Below are 15,594 nucleotides of genomic sequence, written 5' to 3'. Positions count from 1 at the left end.
TGGCATGTGGTGTAGCCGAGGGACGACGTTGGCCCTCCGCGAAATTTCGTGCAGGTTACAGGATGGCTCGCTTCTCGAAAAGCGGATAGAGCCTTCCAGCATGCGGACACCACTGGTGGCGGTGGACCGGGGACGCGGGCGGACGGATCGACCTCCGCCGGCGTCGTGGGCGTTGTTTCAGAGCAGGCGACATTGCCCGCAACGCTTGGGCCTTATGCCCGGCCCCCGGCAAAACGAAACCGCCAAGTAACGCAGTAATTATGCGCAGGCCCGCATAGCGCTGCACGGGGCGTCACCCTACGGCCGTACCGAACAGTGCGCCCAGGACGTACGTCACACCCGCCGCGGCGCCACCGAGGGCGAGCTGCCGCAGCCCGCTGAACCACCAGGACCGCGCCGTCACCCGGGCCACGACCGCCCCGCACCCGAAGAGCCCCACCAGCGCCAGCAGCACCGCGGGCCACAGCTGGGAGGCGCCCAGCAGGTACGGCAGCACTGGCAGCAGGGCGCCCAGCGCGAACGACCCGAAGGACGAGACGGCGGCGACCGTCGGCGACGGCAGGTCGGACGGGTCGATGCCCAGCTCCTCGCGGGCGTGGATCTCCAGCGCCTGCTCCGGGTCCTTCGACAGCTGCTTGGCCACCTCGCGGGCCAGCTCCGGCTCGACACCGCGCGACTCGTACAGCGCGGCCAGCTCCTCCAGCTCGTCCTTGGGGTGCTTGCGCAGCTCGCGCCGCTCCACGTCCAGCTCGGCGAGGACCAGCTCGCGCTGGGAGGCCACCGAGGTGTACTCGCCGGCCGCCATCGAGAAGGCGCCGGCGGCCAGCCCCGCGAGACCGGTGATGATGATGGTCTGCTGCGAGACCGCGCCGCCGGCGACACCGGTCATCAGAGCGAGGTTCGACACCAGCCCGTCCATCGCGCCGAAGACGGCGGGGCGCAGCCAGCCGCCGTTCACATCGCGGTGGGTGTGGTTGTCGCGGTGGGCTATGTGCGTGGGCGCCGAGGCGTCCATGACTTCCATGACGGACATGTAGGGACCCGTTCCCTTCTCGCGAGGTGTGGGCCGACTCCGGCGCTTCCCCCTCCAACACCTCGACGCTATGCGTCACTTACCCGTTCGCGCTAGCAAGGAAGGCCGAACTTACCTCTCTGACCTGCGGTTTTGCGGGGGCGGTGGCTGCGGGTGAGGGGCGGATCACAGAGGGCGGCGCGACGGAATACGGAAAGCCGCATTCAAGACTGCGGAAAACCTCAGTGCGGGCGGGGGTGCGGAGGCGGGATTCTGTAAACGTTTCCAGCAGGCGGTACGGGATGGGGGAGGGGGCGGCGGGGATGGGGCCGAGGGGGGTTGGTGGGGGTGCGGGTGGGTGGTCCGGTGGGGGTGCGGACGGGCTGTCCGGTAGGGGTGCGGGTAGGTGGTCCGGTGCGGGCGCGGAGCGCGGCGGGGTGCCGACGGTGGAGACGATCGCGGTGCGGGCCGGGGTGTCCATCGCCTCGGTGTCGCGGGTGCTGAACGGCCACGGCGCGCGCCCCGACACGGTCACCCGCGTCGAGCGGGCCGCCGCCGAGCTGGGTTACGTCCCCAACGCGGTGGCCCGGTCCCTCAAGGGCGGCCGCACCATGCAGGTCACGTTCGCCATGTCGGACATCGGCAACCCGGCGTACGTCTCGATGGTCCGTGAGATACAAGCCGTCATGAAAGCGGCGGGCTATCGCCTGCTGCTGCACTCCACCGACGCCGACGTCGAGGACGAACTCGCCGTCCTGCGCAGTCTCGCGGACCGTACGAGCGACGGGCTGGTCCTGTGCCCGATCCGGATCACACCCCGGCATCTGGACGCCCTCGCCCGGGCCGCGCGCCCGGTCGTCGTCATCGGCTCACTCCCCGGAACCCCGCCGCACGGCCCACCCGTGGACAGCGTCCGCACCGACTCCGTGACCGGCGCCGAGGCGGCCGTGCGCCACCTGATCGACACGGGCAGACGCCGTATAGCGTTCGTCAACGGCCCCGCCGACACGGTGCCCGGCCACAACCGCGCCCTCGGCTACCACACGGCTCTGGAGGCCGGCGGCCTCGCCCCGGATCCCGAGCTGATCACGACCACGGACTTCACCGTCGAGGCAGGCGCCGCCGCGCTGCACGGCCTGCTCGACGCCCGGCCCGACATCGACGCCGTCTTCTGCGCCAACGACCAGCTCGCACTGGGCAGTTCGCAGACCCTACACGCACGCGGCCGGTCCATCCCGGACGACGTGGCGGTGGCCGGCATGGACGACACGGTCCTCGCCCGCGCCGGCTGGCCACCGCTGACCAGCGTGGACCTCGGCTCGGCCGAGCGCGGCCGGACAGCGGCCCACATGCTGCTGGACCGACTGCGCGAGCCCACGGGCATACCTCGCGCCCCGGCGCGCCGGGAGATCGTGATGCCGCGACTGGTGGTCCGCGCGTCCTCGGCACCGGCCGCCGGGGCTGTGTGACGCCGAGGCCGTATGACAGGAGGCCACCCCCGTCCCGTATCTCCACCCGCGCCCGAACCCGCCCGAGCAGCGGCAGCCGCAACCGTCCGGACCCCGCAGATCGGCATGCACGGACCGGCATGCACGGACCGGCATGCACAGACCGCCCCCCACAGATCGGCACACCCACAGATCGGCACCCACATGAGCGCACTGCATCTTCCGCTCCCGCCTCCACCGCCCGCCCGGCGCCGCCCGCAGCTGCGCCCCGTCCCGCCATCCCGGCCCGCCGGGTGCACCACCGCTCTCCGGGAGCGTGCGCGCGGCGCGATGCTCGGTCTCGCCGTCGGGGACGCGCTCGGCGCTCCGGCGGAGAACATGAAGCCGTCGCAGATCCGCCAACGCTGGGGTCGCATCGAGGGGTTCGTGACGGACGACCCGGTCGGTACGGACGACACCGAGTACGCCGTCTTCTCCGGGCTGCTGCTCGCCGAGCACGGCTCGTCCCTCACCGTGGCGCACGTCGAGGCGGCCTGGCACCGGTGGATCGCCGACCTGGACGAAGGTCCGTTCCGCGGAGCGGGATTCAGCGAGCGCGGCACCCTGGAGAACCTGCGCCGGGGCCTGGCCGCCCCCATCTCCGCCCAGCACCGCCACGCCTGGAGTGACGGCCTCGCCATGCGCGCCGCCCCCTTCGGGGTCTACGCGGCCGGGCGTCCCGCCGAGGCCGCCCGGCTGGTCGCCGTCGACGGCACGGTCAGCCACGACGGCGAGGGCATCTACGGGGGCCGGGCGGTGGCCGCCGGAGTCGCCACGGCCATGGTCGCCGGGTCCACGGACGCCGTCATCGCCGCGGCGCTGTCCGTCATACCGGAGGACTCCTGGACCGCCCGCTCACTGCGCCGCGCGGTCGCCGCCGCCCAGTGCTCCCGGCTCACCCCGGGCAGCACCCGGCTCGGCACCGAGCGCGCGGTCCGCTCGGCCGTGGTCATCGGCGGCTATCCGTGGACGGACCTCGCGCCAGAGGCGGTGGGCCTGGCGTTCGGCGCGTTCGCGGCGTCCCGCGGCGACTTCACCGGCTCGGTGCTGACGGCCGTCAACATGGGCCGGGACGCCGACACGACGGCGGCGGTGGCCGGGGCGCTGGCGGGCGCGCTGGGCGGCATCGACGCCATCCCGAACCACTGGGCAGAGGCCATCGGCCCGGTCCGCGGCAGCTGCCTCCCGTCCATGGCCGGCTACCACGTCCTGGATGTGGCGGAGTTGCTCACTCCCCGGCCCGAGGAGGCGACTGCGTCATGAGCCAGGAGCCGCAACCGGGTTGGGAGCGCGGATCATCAAGCGGCGTTGCTGGGAAGGGCCTTGAGGAGCCGGGCGGTCGCCGTACAGCAGGTGCCGCCGAGCGGCGGCCCAGCGCGGTGGATCCGCCCGAGACGGAACCACCCGACACGCATCCGCCGCCTGACAGCGGTACGCATCCGCCCCCGCCCGGAGGCGGTACGGGCCCGGCACCGCCGGGGAGCGGTACGAACCTGCCTCCGCCCGGGAGCGGTACGCATCCGCTCCCGCCCGGAGGCGGTACGGGCCCGGCACCGCCTGGGAGCGGTACGAACCTGCCCTCGTCCGGAAGCGCCACGCATCCGCCTCCGCCTGGAGGTGGTACGCATCCGCCCCCACCCACCAGCAGTACCAATCCACCCCCGCCGGGAAGCGGTACCCATCTGCCCCCGCCCGGAGGCGGTACGCACCCGCCCCCACCCACCAGCAGTACCAATCCACCCTCAACCCCACCCGCAAGCGCGGAGCCGCGGGCGCCCCGCACTCGCCGTATCGCATCAGCCAACGACCCGACCACGACAGCCGAACCAGCCGAAGCGGCAAACGCATCCGCCGCGGCAGCGAACGGCGGCACCTCGTCCCCGCATCTCGCCCGATACCGGGCCACCGGTCCCCAGTCCGCCAACCTCCCGTCCCCCGGCCCCCCACCCACCACATCCCCACCCCCTACTCCCCCACCCAACCGCCCCACCGACCCCCTCCGCATCGAGGGGCTGCTGCTCGGGCTGGCCGCGGGAGACGCGGCCGGGTGGCCGGCCGCACGGCATCGGGCCGCGCGGATGCCGGAGTGGACGCGGCGGCTGACCCGTGAGCTGGACACCTTCGCGGAGCAGAACGCGACGACCACCCTGCCCGTGCCCATCGCGCTCAACCAGCCGCCCGAGCCGCTGCGCCTGGGCCCGTCGGACGACGCCGAGTGGGCCGCCTTCACCGCACAGGCCGTACTGACCGCCGCGGGCACGCTGCCCGGCGGCCCCGACCGGGACCGTCGGCTGCGTACCGCCCTCGACCTGGCGTGGCACGCGCTGGCCGACGAGGTCGCGGCGGCGGCCGAGCGGGCGCCCGAGGTGGAGTCGGCGGTGCTGCCGCTGCGCGCCCGGATCTCCGTACGGGCCGGGCTCGGCAACCTCGCCGCCGGGCTGCGCCCGCCCGCCACCGGCCACGACAACCCGCACTTCTTCGACGACGCCGCTTGTGTACGGGCCTGTGTGCTGGCCGTCGTGCACCCCGGCGATCCGCACGCCGCCGCGGAGCTGGCCGAGTTCGACGCCCGGTACACCCAGGACGGTGACGGGGTGCACGGCGCCCGCGCCATGGCCGCGGCGATCGCGGCGGCGCTCGGCGGCGCCACGGCGGACGCCTGCGCGGACGTGGCGCTGGAGCAGTTGCCCGAGGGTACGGAAATCCGCCGCAACGCCCTGCACGCCGTACGCCTGGCCCGCACCGTGGCCGCCGACCACCCGCGCCACCCCCACCGGCCGGACCACCCCGGCCACGCGTTCATCCTCGTGCCCACCCTGGAGCACGAGATCGTCGATCACGTCTACAGCTACGGCATCGCCGCGGCCGAGACCGTTCCCGTGGCGCTCGCCCTCGGCATCGCGGGCGGCGGCCGGCTGGCCGAGGCGGTACCGGCCGCCGCCTGCCTCTCCCGCGTCGCCGACTCGGCCCCCGCCCTCGCCGGTGCGCTGACCGGTGCGCTCGGCGGGGCGGCGGGCGTCCCGCGCACCTGGCGCGACGCCTGCCGGACCCTCTCGGGCTGCGCCCTCCCCCGGCTGGCCGGCACCGACCTCGTCGAACTGGCCGCACGACTCGCCCGTACGGAAACGACCACGCCGGAAGCGACCACCCGCGAAGCGACCGATCCGGAAGCGGCCGCCCCAAGACCGGCTGTTCCGGAACCGGCCACCCCCGAATCACCCGCCCGAAAGGACTGACCGGCCATGTCGAACCCCGCATCCTCCACCCCGCCCCTGGAAGACCGTGCCATCGGCTGTCTCCTCGGGGCCGCCGTCGGCGACGCTCTCGGCGGTCCTGTCGAGGGCTGCACGCCGGAGGAGATCGTGGCGCGGTACGGCGGCCGGGTCACCGGCGTCGTCGGCCCCTTCCACGCGGAGTGGCGTACCGCGCGGCCTCTCGCGCCGTACCACAAGGGCGACGGGCACGTCACCGACGACACCCTCATGACCCACGCGCTGGTGCGGGTCTACGAGAAGGTCCGCGACCACCTGGACGCGTACGCCGTCGCCGAGCACCTCGTACCCGACCTGATCGGCGCGCCACGCTGGATCCCCGAGCTGGAGGCCGAGGCGGTTCCGCTGCACCGCCTCTTCCTCGCGGAGAAGTGGCTGGTGACCCGGCTGCACTACGGTCACGTCGATCCGCGCGAGGCGGGCGTCGGCAACATCGTCAACTGCGGCGCCGCGATGTACATGGCCCCGGTCGGCATCGTCAACGCCGGTCATCCCGAGGGCGCTTACGCCGAGGCCGTGGACATCGCCGGTGCCCACCAGTCCTCGTACGGGCGGGAGGCCGCGGGTGTCTTCGCGGCAGCGGTGGCCGCCGCCTGCAAGCCGGGGGCCACACCCGCCTCCGTCGTCGAGGACGTGCTGCGCCTCGCCAAGGACGGGACGCGCGCCGCCATAGAAGCCGTGTGCGCCGCGGCCGCGCCGTACACGGACTTCGAGTCCGCGCTGGAGCCGCTGCGTACGGCCGTCGCGCCCTTCGACACCGTCGGCCCCGCCTACCGCGAACCGTCCCTCGGTGCGCGGCGCCCCTCCCGGCTGCACGCGATCGAGGAACTGCCCATCGCCCTGGGCATGTTGCTCGTCGGCGAGGGCGATGTCCGCCGTACGGTCCTGGGCTCGGTCAACTACGGCCGCGACTGCGACTCCATCGCCACCATGGCCGGCGCGGTCGCGGGAGCGCTGCACGGCGAACGAGGGGTTCCCCAGGAGTGGGGCGAGGCGGTCTCGCGGGCGAGCCGGCTCGATCTGCGGGCGACGGGTACGGCCCTTGCCCAGGTCGCCCGCGAGGTCTTCGCGCGGGACCGGCGGCGCCGGCTCGACCATGAGCGTGCCTTCACTGCGATCGGGGGTGCGTGATGGCCCGCCGGCAGCCGGGCGAGTCCCCGGACCAGCGGCCCGCGACGCTGCGCCTGACCTGGGTGCAGCCCGAGGATCTGATCGGGCACGAACTGCGGCAGGCCGCCGAGGACGGGCGTGACGCGTCGGCGGTCGAGGACCGGTGGCGGGCGGCGGGCGGGCATCCGGCCCCCGACCGGGCCGGTGCCTCCGCCCGCCCGGCGGACCCACACCTGCGCGCCCTGGCCGTGCAGTTGATGGACGAACTCGCCGCGCTCCCCTCCCCGTTGGCCGACGACGAACCCACCGACCTCCCCGCGATCAAAGCAGCCTGCCCCGCCTGGCCCTCCCTGCCCGCTCCCTCGCCCACACCCGGTCACCAGTCCCTACCCGGCTCCCCGCCCGCGCCCGGACCCCAACCTGCTCCCGGCCCCTCGCCCACACCCGGCCACCAGTCCCAGCCCGGCTCCCCGTCCGCGCCCGGTTTCCAATCCCCGTCCGCCCCCGCCCTCCAACCTGCTCCCGCCTCCCAACCCACGCCCGATCCCCAACCCGCCCCCCATTCCGCTCCCGGCCCCCTTGCCGCTCTCGGCCCCCACCCCTCGCCCGAGTCCCTCCGCCCCCGCCTGGAGGCCGCCTGGCTGGGGCGGGCGGCCGGGTGTCTGCTCGGCAAGCCGGTCGAGACGCTGCCGCTGGCCGGCATCCGCGCCCTCGCCCGCGCCACCGGCAACTGGCCGCTGCGCGACTGGTTCACGGAAGTCGGCCTGGACCCGGCCACCGCCGCCCGGTATCCGTGGCACGGCCACAGCCGCGCCACCTCGCTCGCCGAGACCATCGACGGCATGCCCGAGGACGACGACCTCGACCTCCCCGTGCTCGGGCTGCTCCTCCTCCAGCGGTACGGCCACGGCTTCCGCACCACCGACGTGGCCCGGCTCTGGCTCGACGAGCTGCCCGCGGGGCGGACGTTCACCGCGGAGCGCGTCGCGTACCGCAATCTCCTGGACGGCATCGAGCCGCCGCACACCGCGACCCACCGCAATCCGTTCCGGGAGTGGATCGGCGCCCAGATCAGGGCGGACGTCTTCGGCTGGACCCGCCCCGGCGACCCGGCCGGGGCCGCTGAGGCCGCCTGGCGGGACGCGACGCTCACGCACACCGCCAACGGCGTGTACGGCGAGATGTTTGCGGCGGCCACCATCGCCGCTGCGGCGGGCGGCCGTACCGACGTGCACGGCTGTCTGCGGGCCGGGCTCGCCGTCGTACCCGAACGGTCCCGCCTGGCCCGCGCCGTACGGTTCGGCATCGAGGCCGCGCGCGCCGAACCCACCGGGTCGGACGCCGGTTTCGCGGACGTCGTGGACCGGCTGCACCGCGCCTACGGTCACCTCCACTGGGTGCACGTCGTCCCGAACGCGGCCCTGCTCGCCGCCGCCCTCACCCACGCGGACGGCGCCTTCCCCGGCTCCGTGTGCCGGGTGGTGTCCGGCGGCTGGGACACCGACTCGAACGGCGCTACAGCCGGTTCGGTCGCCGGGCTCCTCGCGGGAGCGCCCGGCGCACTGCCCGCCCAATGGACGGCGCCGCTGCGCAACCGGCTCACCACCACCGTCAGCGACCTGAACGGCATCGGCTTCGACGTGCTCGCGGAACGGACGGCGGAACTGGCCGTCAGCCGTACCGCCACCGCGCGGACGGAGGACACCTGACCATGACCGCGAACGCGAGGACCGCCATGCAGCCACCACCACCCGACAACCGCCCGTCCACCGCCACCATCCACGAGTCCCAGGCCCCCGGCACCGGCCCCCTGACCGGCCTCCGTGTGCTCGACCTGGCCACCCTCTTCGCCGGGCCGCTGGCCGCCACGCTGCTCGGGGACTTCGGGGCCGAGGTCATCAAGGTCGAGCACCCACGGCGGCCCGATCCGTCGCGCGGCCACGGCCCCGCCAAGGACGGCGTCGGGCTGTGGTGGAAGCTGCTCGGCCGCAACAAGAAGACGGTCACGCTCGACCTCGCCTCGCCGGGCGGCCGGGACGTCCTGCTCGGCCTGGCCGCCACCGCCGATGTGGTGATCGAGAACTTCCGCCCCGGCACCCTGGAGAAGTGGGGCCTGGGCCCGGCCGAGCTGGCCGCCGCCAATCCGGGGCTGGTGCTGGCCCGGGTCACCGGGTTCGGGCAGTTCGGGCCGTACGCCCACCGCCCCGGCTTCGGCACCCTCGCCGAGGCGATGAGCGGGTTCGCCGCGCTGACCGGCGAGCCGGACGGGCCACCGACGCTGCCGCCCTTCGGGCTCGCCGACTCCGTCGCCGCGCTGACCACCGCGTACGCCGTCATGGCCGCGCTGCGCGGACGCGAGTCCACCGGCCGGGGCCAGGTCGTGGACCTGGCGATCATCGAGCCGATGCTGACCGTCCTCGGCGCGCAGCCCGTCTGGTACGACCAGCTCGGCCATGTCCAGCCGCGTACCGGCAACCGCTCCGCCAACAGCGCGCCGCGCAACACCTACCGCACCGCCGACGGCGCCTGGCTCGCCGTCTCCGCCGCCAGCCGGTCCGTGGCGGAGCGGCTGCTGCGCCTGGTCGGCCGCCCGGAGTTCACCGCCGAGCCGTGGTTCGCGACCGGAGCGGGACGGGCGCGGCACGCCGACGAGCTGGACGCGGCGGTGGGCGGCTGGATAGCGCGGCACGGCCGGGACGAGGTGGTGGCCGCGTTCGAGCGGGCCGAGGCGGCGGTGGCGCCGGTCTGCGACATCCGCGGGGTGATGGAGAACGAGCAGTACCGGGCGCTGGATTCGATCACCGAGGTGCCGGACGACGAACTGGGCACGATCCGGATGCAGAACGTTCTCTTCCGCCTCTCCGCGACGCCCGGCGCCATCCGCTGGGCGGGCCGTCCGCACGGCGCGGACACCGACGCGGTGCTGTCCGGTCTGCTCGGCCTGTCCGCGGAGCGGATCGCGGCCCTGCGCGCGGACGGTGCCGTATGACCGCCACCGCCGCCCCCTCCCCTGCCCCGGCCGCCGTCGTCCCGCCGCTGACCTGGCTGTATGTGCCGGGTGACCGCCCGGCGGTGGTCACCAAGGCGCTGGCCTCCGGGGCCGACGCGGTGGTGATCGACCTGGAGGACGCGGTCGCCGACGACCGCAAGTCCTACGCCCTGCGGGCCACCGCCGAACTCCTCACCGAACCGCGTCCCGTCGGCCCCGGCCCGGCCCCGGCGATCCACGTCCGGGTCAACGCGCTCACCGGCCCGCGCGCCGTGACGGAGATCCGGACGCTCGCGGGGCTGCCCGCCCTGGCCGGACTGCGGCTGCCCAAGGTGAGCGGGGCCGCCGACATCCGCCGTGCCGCGGCCTGGGCCGCGGCGGACCGTGCCGGTCACGCGGTGCCTCCGCTGTACGCGCTGCTCGAATCCGCCCTCGGCGTGGAGAACGCCTTCGCCGTCGCCACCGCGCACCCGGCGCTGTGCGGGCTGTCCCTGGGCGAGGCCGACCTGCGGGCCGAGCTGGGCCTACGGGACGAGGACGGACTCGGCTGGGCCCGCGGCCGTACGGTCATCGCCGCCCGCGCGGCCGGGCTGCCGCCTCCGCCGCAGTCCGTGTTCCCCGACATACGCGACACGGCGGCGCTGGCGCTCTCGTGCGCGCGGGGCCGGGCCCTGGGCTTCCTCGGCCGCGCCGCGCTGCACCCGCGCCAGCTCCCGGTCATCGAGCGGGCCTATCTGCCCACCGCCGAGGAGGTCGAACGGGCCCGGGAGACGGTACGGGCGGCGGCCGGTCGGCCCGGTGCCTGCGCCCTCCCGGACGGCCGCTTCGTCGATCCCGCGGTGGTCGCCGCCGCCCACCGCACCCTCGCGCTGGCGGACCGCCGGCCCCGGTGCGCGGTGGATCACCGACCACCCTACGAGGTCGATCACCGACCACCGTACGAGGCCGCCCCGTGAGCCCGGTGCGGGGCCGCCCCGGCAGCCCTCCGGACGCGGCGAAGGCCGCCCCGACCCCACCGGGTCAGGACGGCCTCCGTCGAGCAAGGGCAGCGCGCCGCCGTACGTCAGGACTCCTTGCCGCTCCGGCTCCCGGACCCGGCGTCCTTCGTCAGCTTCGCGGCGCCATTGGCCACGCTTTCCTTGTCGCCGTCCGCGTCCTTGGAGGCCCCGGCTTCCTTGGGGTTCTTCTCCCCTGCGCTCTGGGCGGCCTTGGCATCCGTATCCGCGCTCGCGTCCGTGTCCTTGCCGTCCGCCGCCGCGCCGTCCGTGACCGCGTCCTGCGCCCCCGGCTCGACGACCTCCTCGCGGCCCGGCACCTTCTTCGCCGAGATGACGATGTAGACGATGGACAGCACGAGGCCGATGAGCGCGGTCCACACGTTCAGGCGCAGGCCCAGGATGTGGTGGGCCTCGTCGACCCGCATGTACTCGATCCAGGCGCGGCCGGCGCAGTAGGACGCCACGTACAGCGCGAAGGCCCGTCCGTGTCCCAGCTTGAAGCGCTTGTCGGCCCAGATCACGAGCAGCGCGACACCGATGCACCACAGCGACTCGTACAGGAACGTCGGGTGGTAGGTGCCGCCGATCCGGCCGACGGACGGGTCGTCGCTGATCTTGAGCGCCCACGGGAGGTCGGTGGCGCGGCCGTACAGCTCCTGGTTGAACCAGTTGCCCCAGCGGCCGATCGCCTGGCCCAGGGCGAGGCCCGGCGCCAGCGCGTCCATGTACGCGGGCAGCGGGATGCCGCGGCGGCGGCAGCCGATCCAGGCGCCCACCGCGCCGAGCGCGACGGCGCCCCAGATCCCGAGGCCGCCCTCCCAGACCTTGAAGGCGTTGAGGGGGTGGCCGCCCTTGCCGAAGTACGGCTCGTACGTCGTGATGACGTGGTAGAGGCGGCCTCCGACGAGCCCGAAGGGCACGGCCCACACGGCGATGTCCGCGACCGTCCCGGAGCGGCCGCCGCGCTGGATCCAGCGCTTGTTGCCGAGCCAGACGCCGACGAAGACGCCGATGATGATGCAGAAGGCGTAGCCGCGCAGGGGAATCGGGCCGAGGTGTACGACACCCGTCGAGGGGCTGGGAATGAATGCGAGGTCCATGGCAGGGATGACGCTACCGCGCCAGGTGGGCGCGACGACAACCCACCCGGCTACGGCTGTGTAACGACCGTCACTGCCGGCGGTCGATTACGGGGACGGTCACGCGGCCGGGTAAAGCTGCCGCCGGACCGGGCCCGCCGGTCACGGAGCCGGGGGCCGGCCGTCCGTGTCCCTCCCGGTGTGCCCGGCACCGGCCCCGGCACTGTGCCCCGTACCGGCCCCGGCGCCATGCCCGGTTCCGGCACCCTGGCCCGCCCCGGCACCATGCCCCGCTCCGGCAGTCGTCCCCGCGCCCGCGGAGTGCCCGGACGCGTTGCCCGCCGAGGAGCCCGCCGAGGAACCTGCGGAGGAGCCCGCCGTGCCGCCGCCGGACTTCGCGCCGGACGGCTTGTCCCCGGGCGTGCCGCCCGCCCTCTTGTCCTTGGCGGCGTCCCGGACCTTCTGCTTGAGCCCGTCGGGGGTGAGGTTCTTGTCCTCCGCGAGGTTCTTGCCGTTGAGCAGGACGGTCGGGGTACCGCGGTGGCCGGAGTTGGTGAAGGCGGAGTTGGACTTGTACACGAAGTCCGTGTAGGTGCCCTTGTTGACGCACTGCGTGAAGGTGTCGCTGACCAGCCCGTTCACCTTCCCGGCCAGCTCGATCAGGTACTTCTTGTCCGAGAACCGGTCCTGCTGCTCCGGCGGCTGGTTCTCGTAGAGCACGTCGTGGTATTCGCGGAAGCGGCCCGCGTCCTGGGCGCAGAGCGCGGCGTTGGCGGCGGTGACCGACCCCTTGCCGCCCATGCTGCCGTCGATGATCGTCGCGAGGTGGTAGTCGGTCTTGAGCTGCCCGGCGTCCTCCAGTTCGTGGACGGCGCCGCGGAAGCCCTTCTCGAACTGGGCGCACGCGGGGCAGCGGAAGTCCTCCCACACGGTGAGCGTGGACGGGGCCTCCTTCTTGCCGACCGGCACCGCGGGCTTGTCGCTGTCCTGCGTGCCCTTGGGCAGGGCCACCTTGCTGCTGCCGGAGTCGTCGTCGCCCGAGGAGGCCGCCCATACGCCGATGCCGCCGGCGATGGCCAGCACCACCACCACGGCTCCGGCGACCTTCAGCTGCCGATTGCGGCGCTCGCGTTCCTTCTCCTTCTCGCGCTGGGCCTGCAGCCGTTCACGGGCGCTGTTCTTTTTGTCTTGATTGTTCTGGCTCACGCCCCTGAACAACGAAGCGGAGGGGCGCCGTCGCACCCCTCCGCCGCGTTCTTCGTCCTAACGAGGGACGCGCGTCAGCCGCGCTTGCGCACGCCCGCCGCCAGTTCGCCCGCCAGCTCGCGGACGCCCGCGAGGCCGGCTTCCAGATCGTCCCCGGCGTCCAGCAGCCGCTTGACGAAGGCCGACCCGACGATGACGCCGTCCGCGAACTGCGCGACCTCGGCGGCCTGTTCGGCGTTCGAGACGCCGAGGCCGACGCAGACCGGCAGTTCGGTGGTGGCGCGGGTGCGCCGCACCAGGTCCTGCGCTTCGCGGCCGACCGACTCGCGGGTGCCCGTGACGCCCATCAGCGAGGCCGCGTACACGAACCCGCTGCCCGCCTCGGTGATCTTCGCCAGGCGTTCGTCCCGGCTGCTCGGCGCGACCACGAACACGGTGGCCAGGCCGCGCTGTTCGGCGGCCGCGCGCCACACCCCGGACTCCTCGACCGGCAGGTCGGGCAGGATGCAGCCGGCACCACCCGCCGCGGCCAGGTCGGCGGCGAAGCGCTCGACGCCGTACGCGTCCACCGGGTTCCAGTACGTCATGCACAGCACCGGCGCGCCGGTCGCCGCGTGCACCTCGCCGACCGTACGGATGACGTCCTTGATCTTGACGCCGCCGCGCAGCGCGATGTCGTCGGCGGTCTGGATGACCGGGCCGTCCAGGACCGGGTCGCTGTGCGGCAGCCCGATCTCGACGATGTCGCAGCCGCCCTCGATCATCGCGGTGACGGCCCGTACGCCGCCGTCCACGGTCGGGAAGCCGGCCGGCAGGTACCCGACCAGCGCGGCCCGGTTCTCCTCCCCGGCCGCGGCCAGGGTGCTGCTGAGCAGTCGGACGTTGCCCGCCATCACTTCGTCCCCTCGTCGTGCGCGCCGAGCGCGGTGTCCGTGGCGTCGGTGTCGTCGGCCTCCACCGTGTCGTCGGCGGGCGCCCCGTACAGCCCGAAGTAGCGGGCCGCGGTGTCCATGTCCTTGTCGCCGCGCCCGGACAGGTTGACCAGGATCAGCCCGTCCTTGCCCAGTTCACGGCCGAGCTCCAGCGCGCCAGCCAGCGCGTGGGCGCTCTCGATGGCCGGGATGATGCCCTCGGTCTGCGAGAGCAGCCGCAGCGCCTGCATCGCCGCGTCGTCGGTGACGGCCCGGTATTCGCCGCGGCCGGTGTCCTTGAGGTAGGAGTGCTCCGGCCCGATGCCCGGGTAGTCCAGCCCCGCGGAGATCGAGTACGGCTCGGTGATCTGCCCGTCCTCGTCCTGGAGGACGTAGGAGCGGGAGCCGTGCAGGATGCCGGGGGTGCCCTCGGTGAGGGTGGCGGCGTGCTCGCCGGTCTCCACGCCGTGGCCGCCGGGTTCGCAGCCGACGAGCCGTACGGAGGTGTCCGGGAGGAACGCGTGGAAGAGGCCGATGGCGTTCGAGCCGCCGCCGACGCAGGCCACCGCGGCGTCCGGGAGGCGCCCGGCGCGCTCCAGGATCTGACGGCGCGCCTCGACGCCGATGACCCGGTGGAAGTCGCGGACCAGGGCCGGGAAGGGGTGCGGTCCGGCGACGGTGCCGAAGAGGTAGTGGGTGCGGTCGACGTTGGCGACCCAGTCCCGGAACGCCTCGTTGATGGCGTCCTTGAGGGTGCGGCTGCCGGATTTCACGGCGATGACCTCGGCGCCGAGCATCCGCATCCGGGCGACGTTCAGGGCCTGCCGCTCGGTGTCGATCTCGCCCATGTAGATGGTGCATTCGAGGCCGAACAGGGCGCAGGCGGTGGCGGTGGCCACGCCGTGCTGGCCCGCGCCGGTCTCGGCGATGACGCGGGTCTTGCCCATGCGCTTGGTGAGCAGCGCCTGCCCCAGCACGTTGTTGATCTTGTGCGAGCCGGTGTGGTTCAGGTCCTCGCGCTTGAGGAAGATCCGGGCGCCGCCGGCGTGTTCGGCGAACCGCGGCACCTCGGTCAGGGCGCTGGGCCGCCCGGTGTAGTTGACCATCAGGTCGTTGAGTTCGGCGGCGAAGGCCGGGTCCGCCTTGGCCTTCTCGTACTCGGCGGCCACCTCGTCCACCGCGGCGACCAGCGCCTCGGGGATGAACTTGCCGCCGAAGTCACCGAAGTAGCCTCCGGCGTTCGGGACCTGGCCGTCCGGGTCCGGGATGAAGAAGTCAGAAGACATCCGACGTACTCCTCGATGCGGGGCCTGCGCCCCGGAAGTGTGGACATACGGGCATCACGGTGTGCGGTGCGCCCTGCGCCCCCTCGCACGGATACGGCGCGGGTGGGCGGGGCCGCGGGGCGCTGCGCGTGCCACGGCCTGCGACGGTCCGTACGGGCACCCGGCCGCGAGGGCAGGGGGCGGGACGGAACGGCTCACAGGCCGACAAGGCGAGAACGAGCCGACGCCGGGGACGAAACCCCCG

At 73.9% G+C, this 15,594-nt stretch carries 12 protein-coding genes; 7 read left to right on the top strand and 5 right to left on the bottom strand.

All coding sequences use genetic code 11. The features are described from left to right. Positions 1-292: 292 nt before the first annotated feature. Positions 293-1,024 (bottom strand): VIT1/CCC1 transporter family protein, encoded by a 732-nt coding sequence (locus CP984_RS30765; protein ID WP_003984031.1) that lies wholly within the window; start codon positions 1,022-1,024, stop codon positions 293-295. Positions 1,025-1,458: 434 nt separating this feature from the next. Here CP984_RS30765 and CP984_RS30760 point away from each other — a divergent pair, with 434 nt between their 5' ends. From CP984_RS30760 to CP984_RS30730, 7 genes are all read left to right on the top strand, one after another. Further along, the gene (locus tag CP984_RS30760; protein ID WP_106973238.1) at positions 1,459-2,481 is read left to right on the top strand and encodes a LacI family DNA-binding transcriptional regulator; all 1,023 of its coding nucleotides are present in this window, start codon (positions 1,459-1,461) and stop codon (positions 2,479-2,481) included. Positions 2,482-2,790: 309 nt separating this feature from the next. Then, positions 2,791-3,762 carry an ADP-ribosylglycohydrolase family protein gene (locus tag CP984_RS30755; protein ID WP_003984034.1) on the top strand — a complete coding sequence of 324 codons (972 nt, stop codon included), beginning with the start codon at positions 2,791-2,793 and terminating at the stop codon, positions 3,760-3,762. 527 nt (positions 3,763-4,289) lie between these two features. Continuing rightward, positions 4,290-5,735: an ADP-ribosylglycohydrolase family protein gene (locus CP984_RS30750; protein ID WP_078575677.1), complete on the top strand. Its 1,446-nt coding sequence runs from the start codon at positions 4,290-4,292 to the stop codon at positions 5,733-5,735. 6 nt (positions 5,736-5,741) lie between these two features. Next, positions 5,742-6,902 carry an ADP-ribosylglycohydrolase family protein gene (locus CP984_RS30745; protein WP_003984036.1) on the top strand — a complete coding sequence of 387 codons (1,161 nt, stop codon included), beginning with the start codon at positions 5,742-5,744 and terminating at the stop codon, positions 6,900-6,902. After that, positions 6,902-8,590: an ADP-ribosylglycohydrolase family protein gene (locus CP984_RS30740; protein ID WP_003984037.1), complete on the top strand. Its 1,689-nt coding sequence runs from the start codon at positions 6,902-6,904 to the stop codon at positions 8,588-8,590. Before CP984_RS30745 ends, CP984_RS30740 begins: the two co-directional genes overlap by 1 nt. 2 nt (positions 8,591-8,592) lie before the next feature. Beyond that, the gene (locus CP984_RS30735) at positions 8,593-9,870 is read left to right on the top strand and encodes a CaiB/BaiF CoA transferase family protein (RefSeq protein ID WP_003984038.1); all 1,278 of its coding nucleotides are present in this window, start codon (positions 8,593-8,595) and stop codon (positions 9,868-9,870) included. After that, positions 9,867-10,826, top strand: coding sequence for an HpcH/HpaI aldolase/citrate lyase family protein (locus CP984_RS30730; protein ID WP_003984039.1), 960 nt, complete (start codon positions 9,867-9,869; stop codon positions 10,824-10,826). Before CP984_RS30735 ends, CP984_RS30730 begins: the two co-directional genes overlap by 4 nt. Before the next feature lie 107 nt (positions 10,827-10,933). Here the strand turns inward: CP984_RS30730 and lgt are convergent, their stop codons facing one another. From lgt to trpB, 4 genes are all read right to left on the bottom strand, one after another. Beyond that, a complete protein-coding gene (gene lgt / locus CP984_RS30725) occupies positions 10,934-11,968 on the bottom strand; it encodes a prolipoprotein diacylglyceryl transferase (protein WP_003984040.1) in 1,035 nt (344 codons plus the stop codon). 141 nt (positions 11,969-12,109) lie between these two features. Continuing rightward, positions 12,110-13,153 carry a DsbA family protein gene (locus tag CP984_RS30720; protein ID WP_003984041.1) on the bottom strand — a complete coding sequence of 348 codons (1,044 nt, stop codon included), beginning with the start codon at positions 13,151-13,153 and terminating at the stop codon, positions 12,110-12,112. Positions 13,154-13,227: 74 nt separating this feature from the next. Continuing rightward, the gene (gene trpA, locus CP984_RS30715; RefSeq protein ID WP_003984042.1) at positions 13,228-14,046 is read right to left on the bottom strand and encodes a tryptophan synthase subunit alpha; all 819 of its coding nucleotides are present in this window, start codon (positions 14,044-14,046) and stop codon (positions 13,228-13,230) included. Further along, entirely contained in the window at positions 14,046-15,350 is a 1,305-nt protein-coding gene (gene trpB, locus CP984_RS30710; RefSeq protein ID WP_003984043.1) for a tryptophan synthase subunit beta, read from the bottom strand. The genes trpA and trpB overlap by 1 nt, the downstream gene beginning before the upstream one ends. Positions 15,351-15,594: the final 244 nt, after the last annotated feature.

Source organism: Streptomyces rimosus (assembly GCF_008704655.1).
Taxonomy (GTDB): domain Bacteria; phylum Actinomycetota; class Actinomycetes; order Streptomycetales; family Streptomycetaceae; genus Streptomyces; species Streptomyces rimosus.
Note: the sequence above shows the minus strand (reverse complement) of the source record. Positions and strands in the feature narration are given on the sequence as shown.

Bases quoted from the DNA above. Each gene is read 5' to 3' on its own strand.
- CP984_RS30740 (WP_003984037.1), top strand. From the start codon at position 6,902: ATGGCCCGCCGGCAGCCGGGCGAGTCCCCGGACCAGCGGCCCGCGACG.
- lgt (WP_003984040.1), bottom strand. From the start codon at position 11,968: ATGGACCTCGCATTCATTCCCAGCCCCTCGACGGGTGTCGTACACCTC.
- CP984_RS30745 (WP_003984036.1), top strand. From the start codon at position 5,742: ATGTCGAACCCCGCATCCTCCACCCCGCCCCTGGAAGACCGTGCCATC.
- trpB (WP_003984043.1), bottom strand. From the start codon at position 15,350: ATGTCTTCTGACTTCTTCATCCCGGACCCGGACGGCCAGGTCCCGAAC.
- CP984_RS30730 (WP_003984039.1), top strand. From the start codon at position 9,867: ATGACCGCCACCGCCGCCCCCTCCCCTGCCCCGGCCGCCGTCGTCCCG.
- CP984_RS30765 (WP_003984031.1), bottom strand. From the start codon at position 1,024: ATGGAAGTCATGGACGCCTCGGCGCCCACGCACATAGCCCACCGCGAC.
- CP984_RS30755 (WP_003984034.1), top strand. From the start codon at position 2,791: ATGCTCGGTCTCGCCGTCGGGGACGCGCTCGGCGCTCCGGCGGAGAAC.
- CP984_RS30735 (WP_003984038.1), top strand. From the start codon at position 8,593: ATGACCGCGAACGCGAGGACCGCCATGCAGCCACCACCACCCGACAAC.
- trpA (WP_003984042.1), bottom strand. From the start codon at position 14,046: ATGGCGGGCAACGTCCGACTGCTCAGCAGCACCCTGGCCGCGGCCGGG.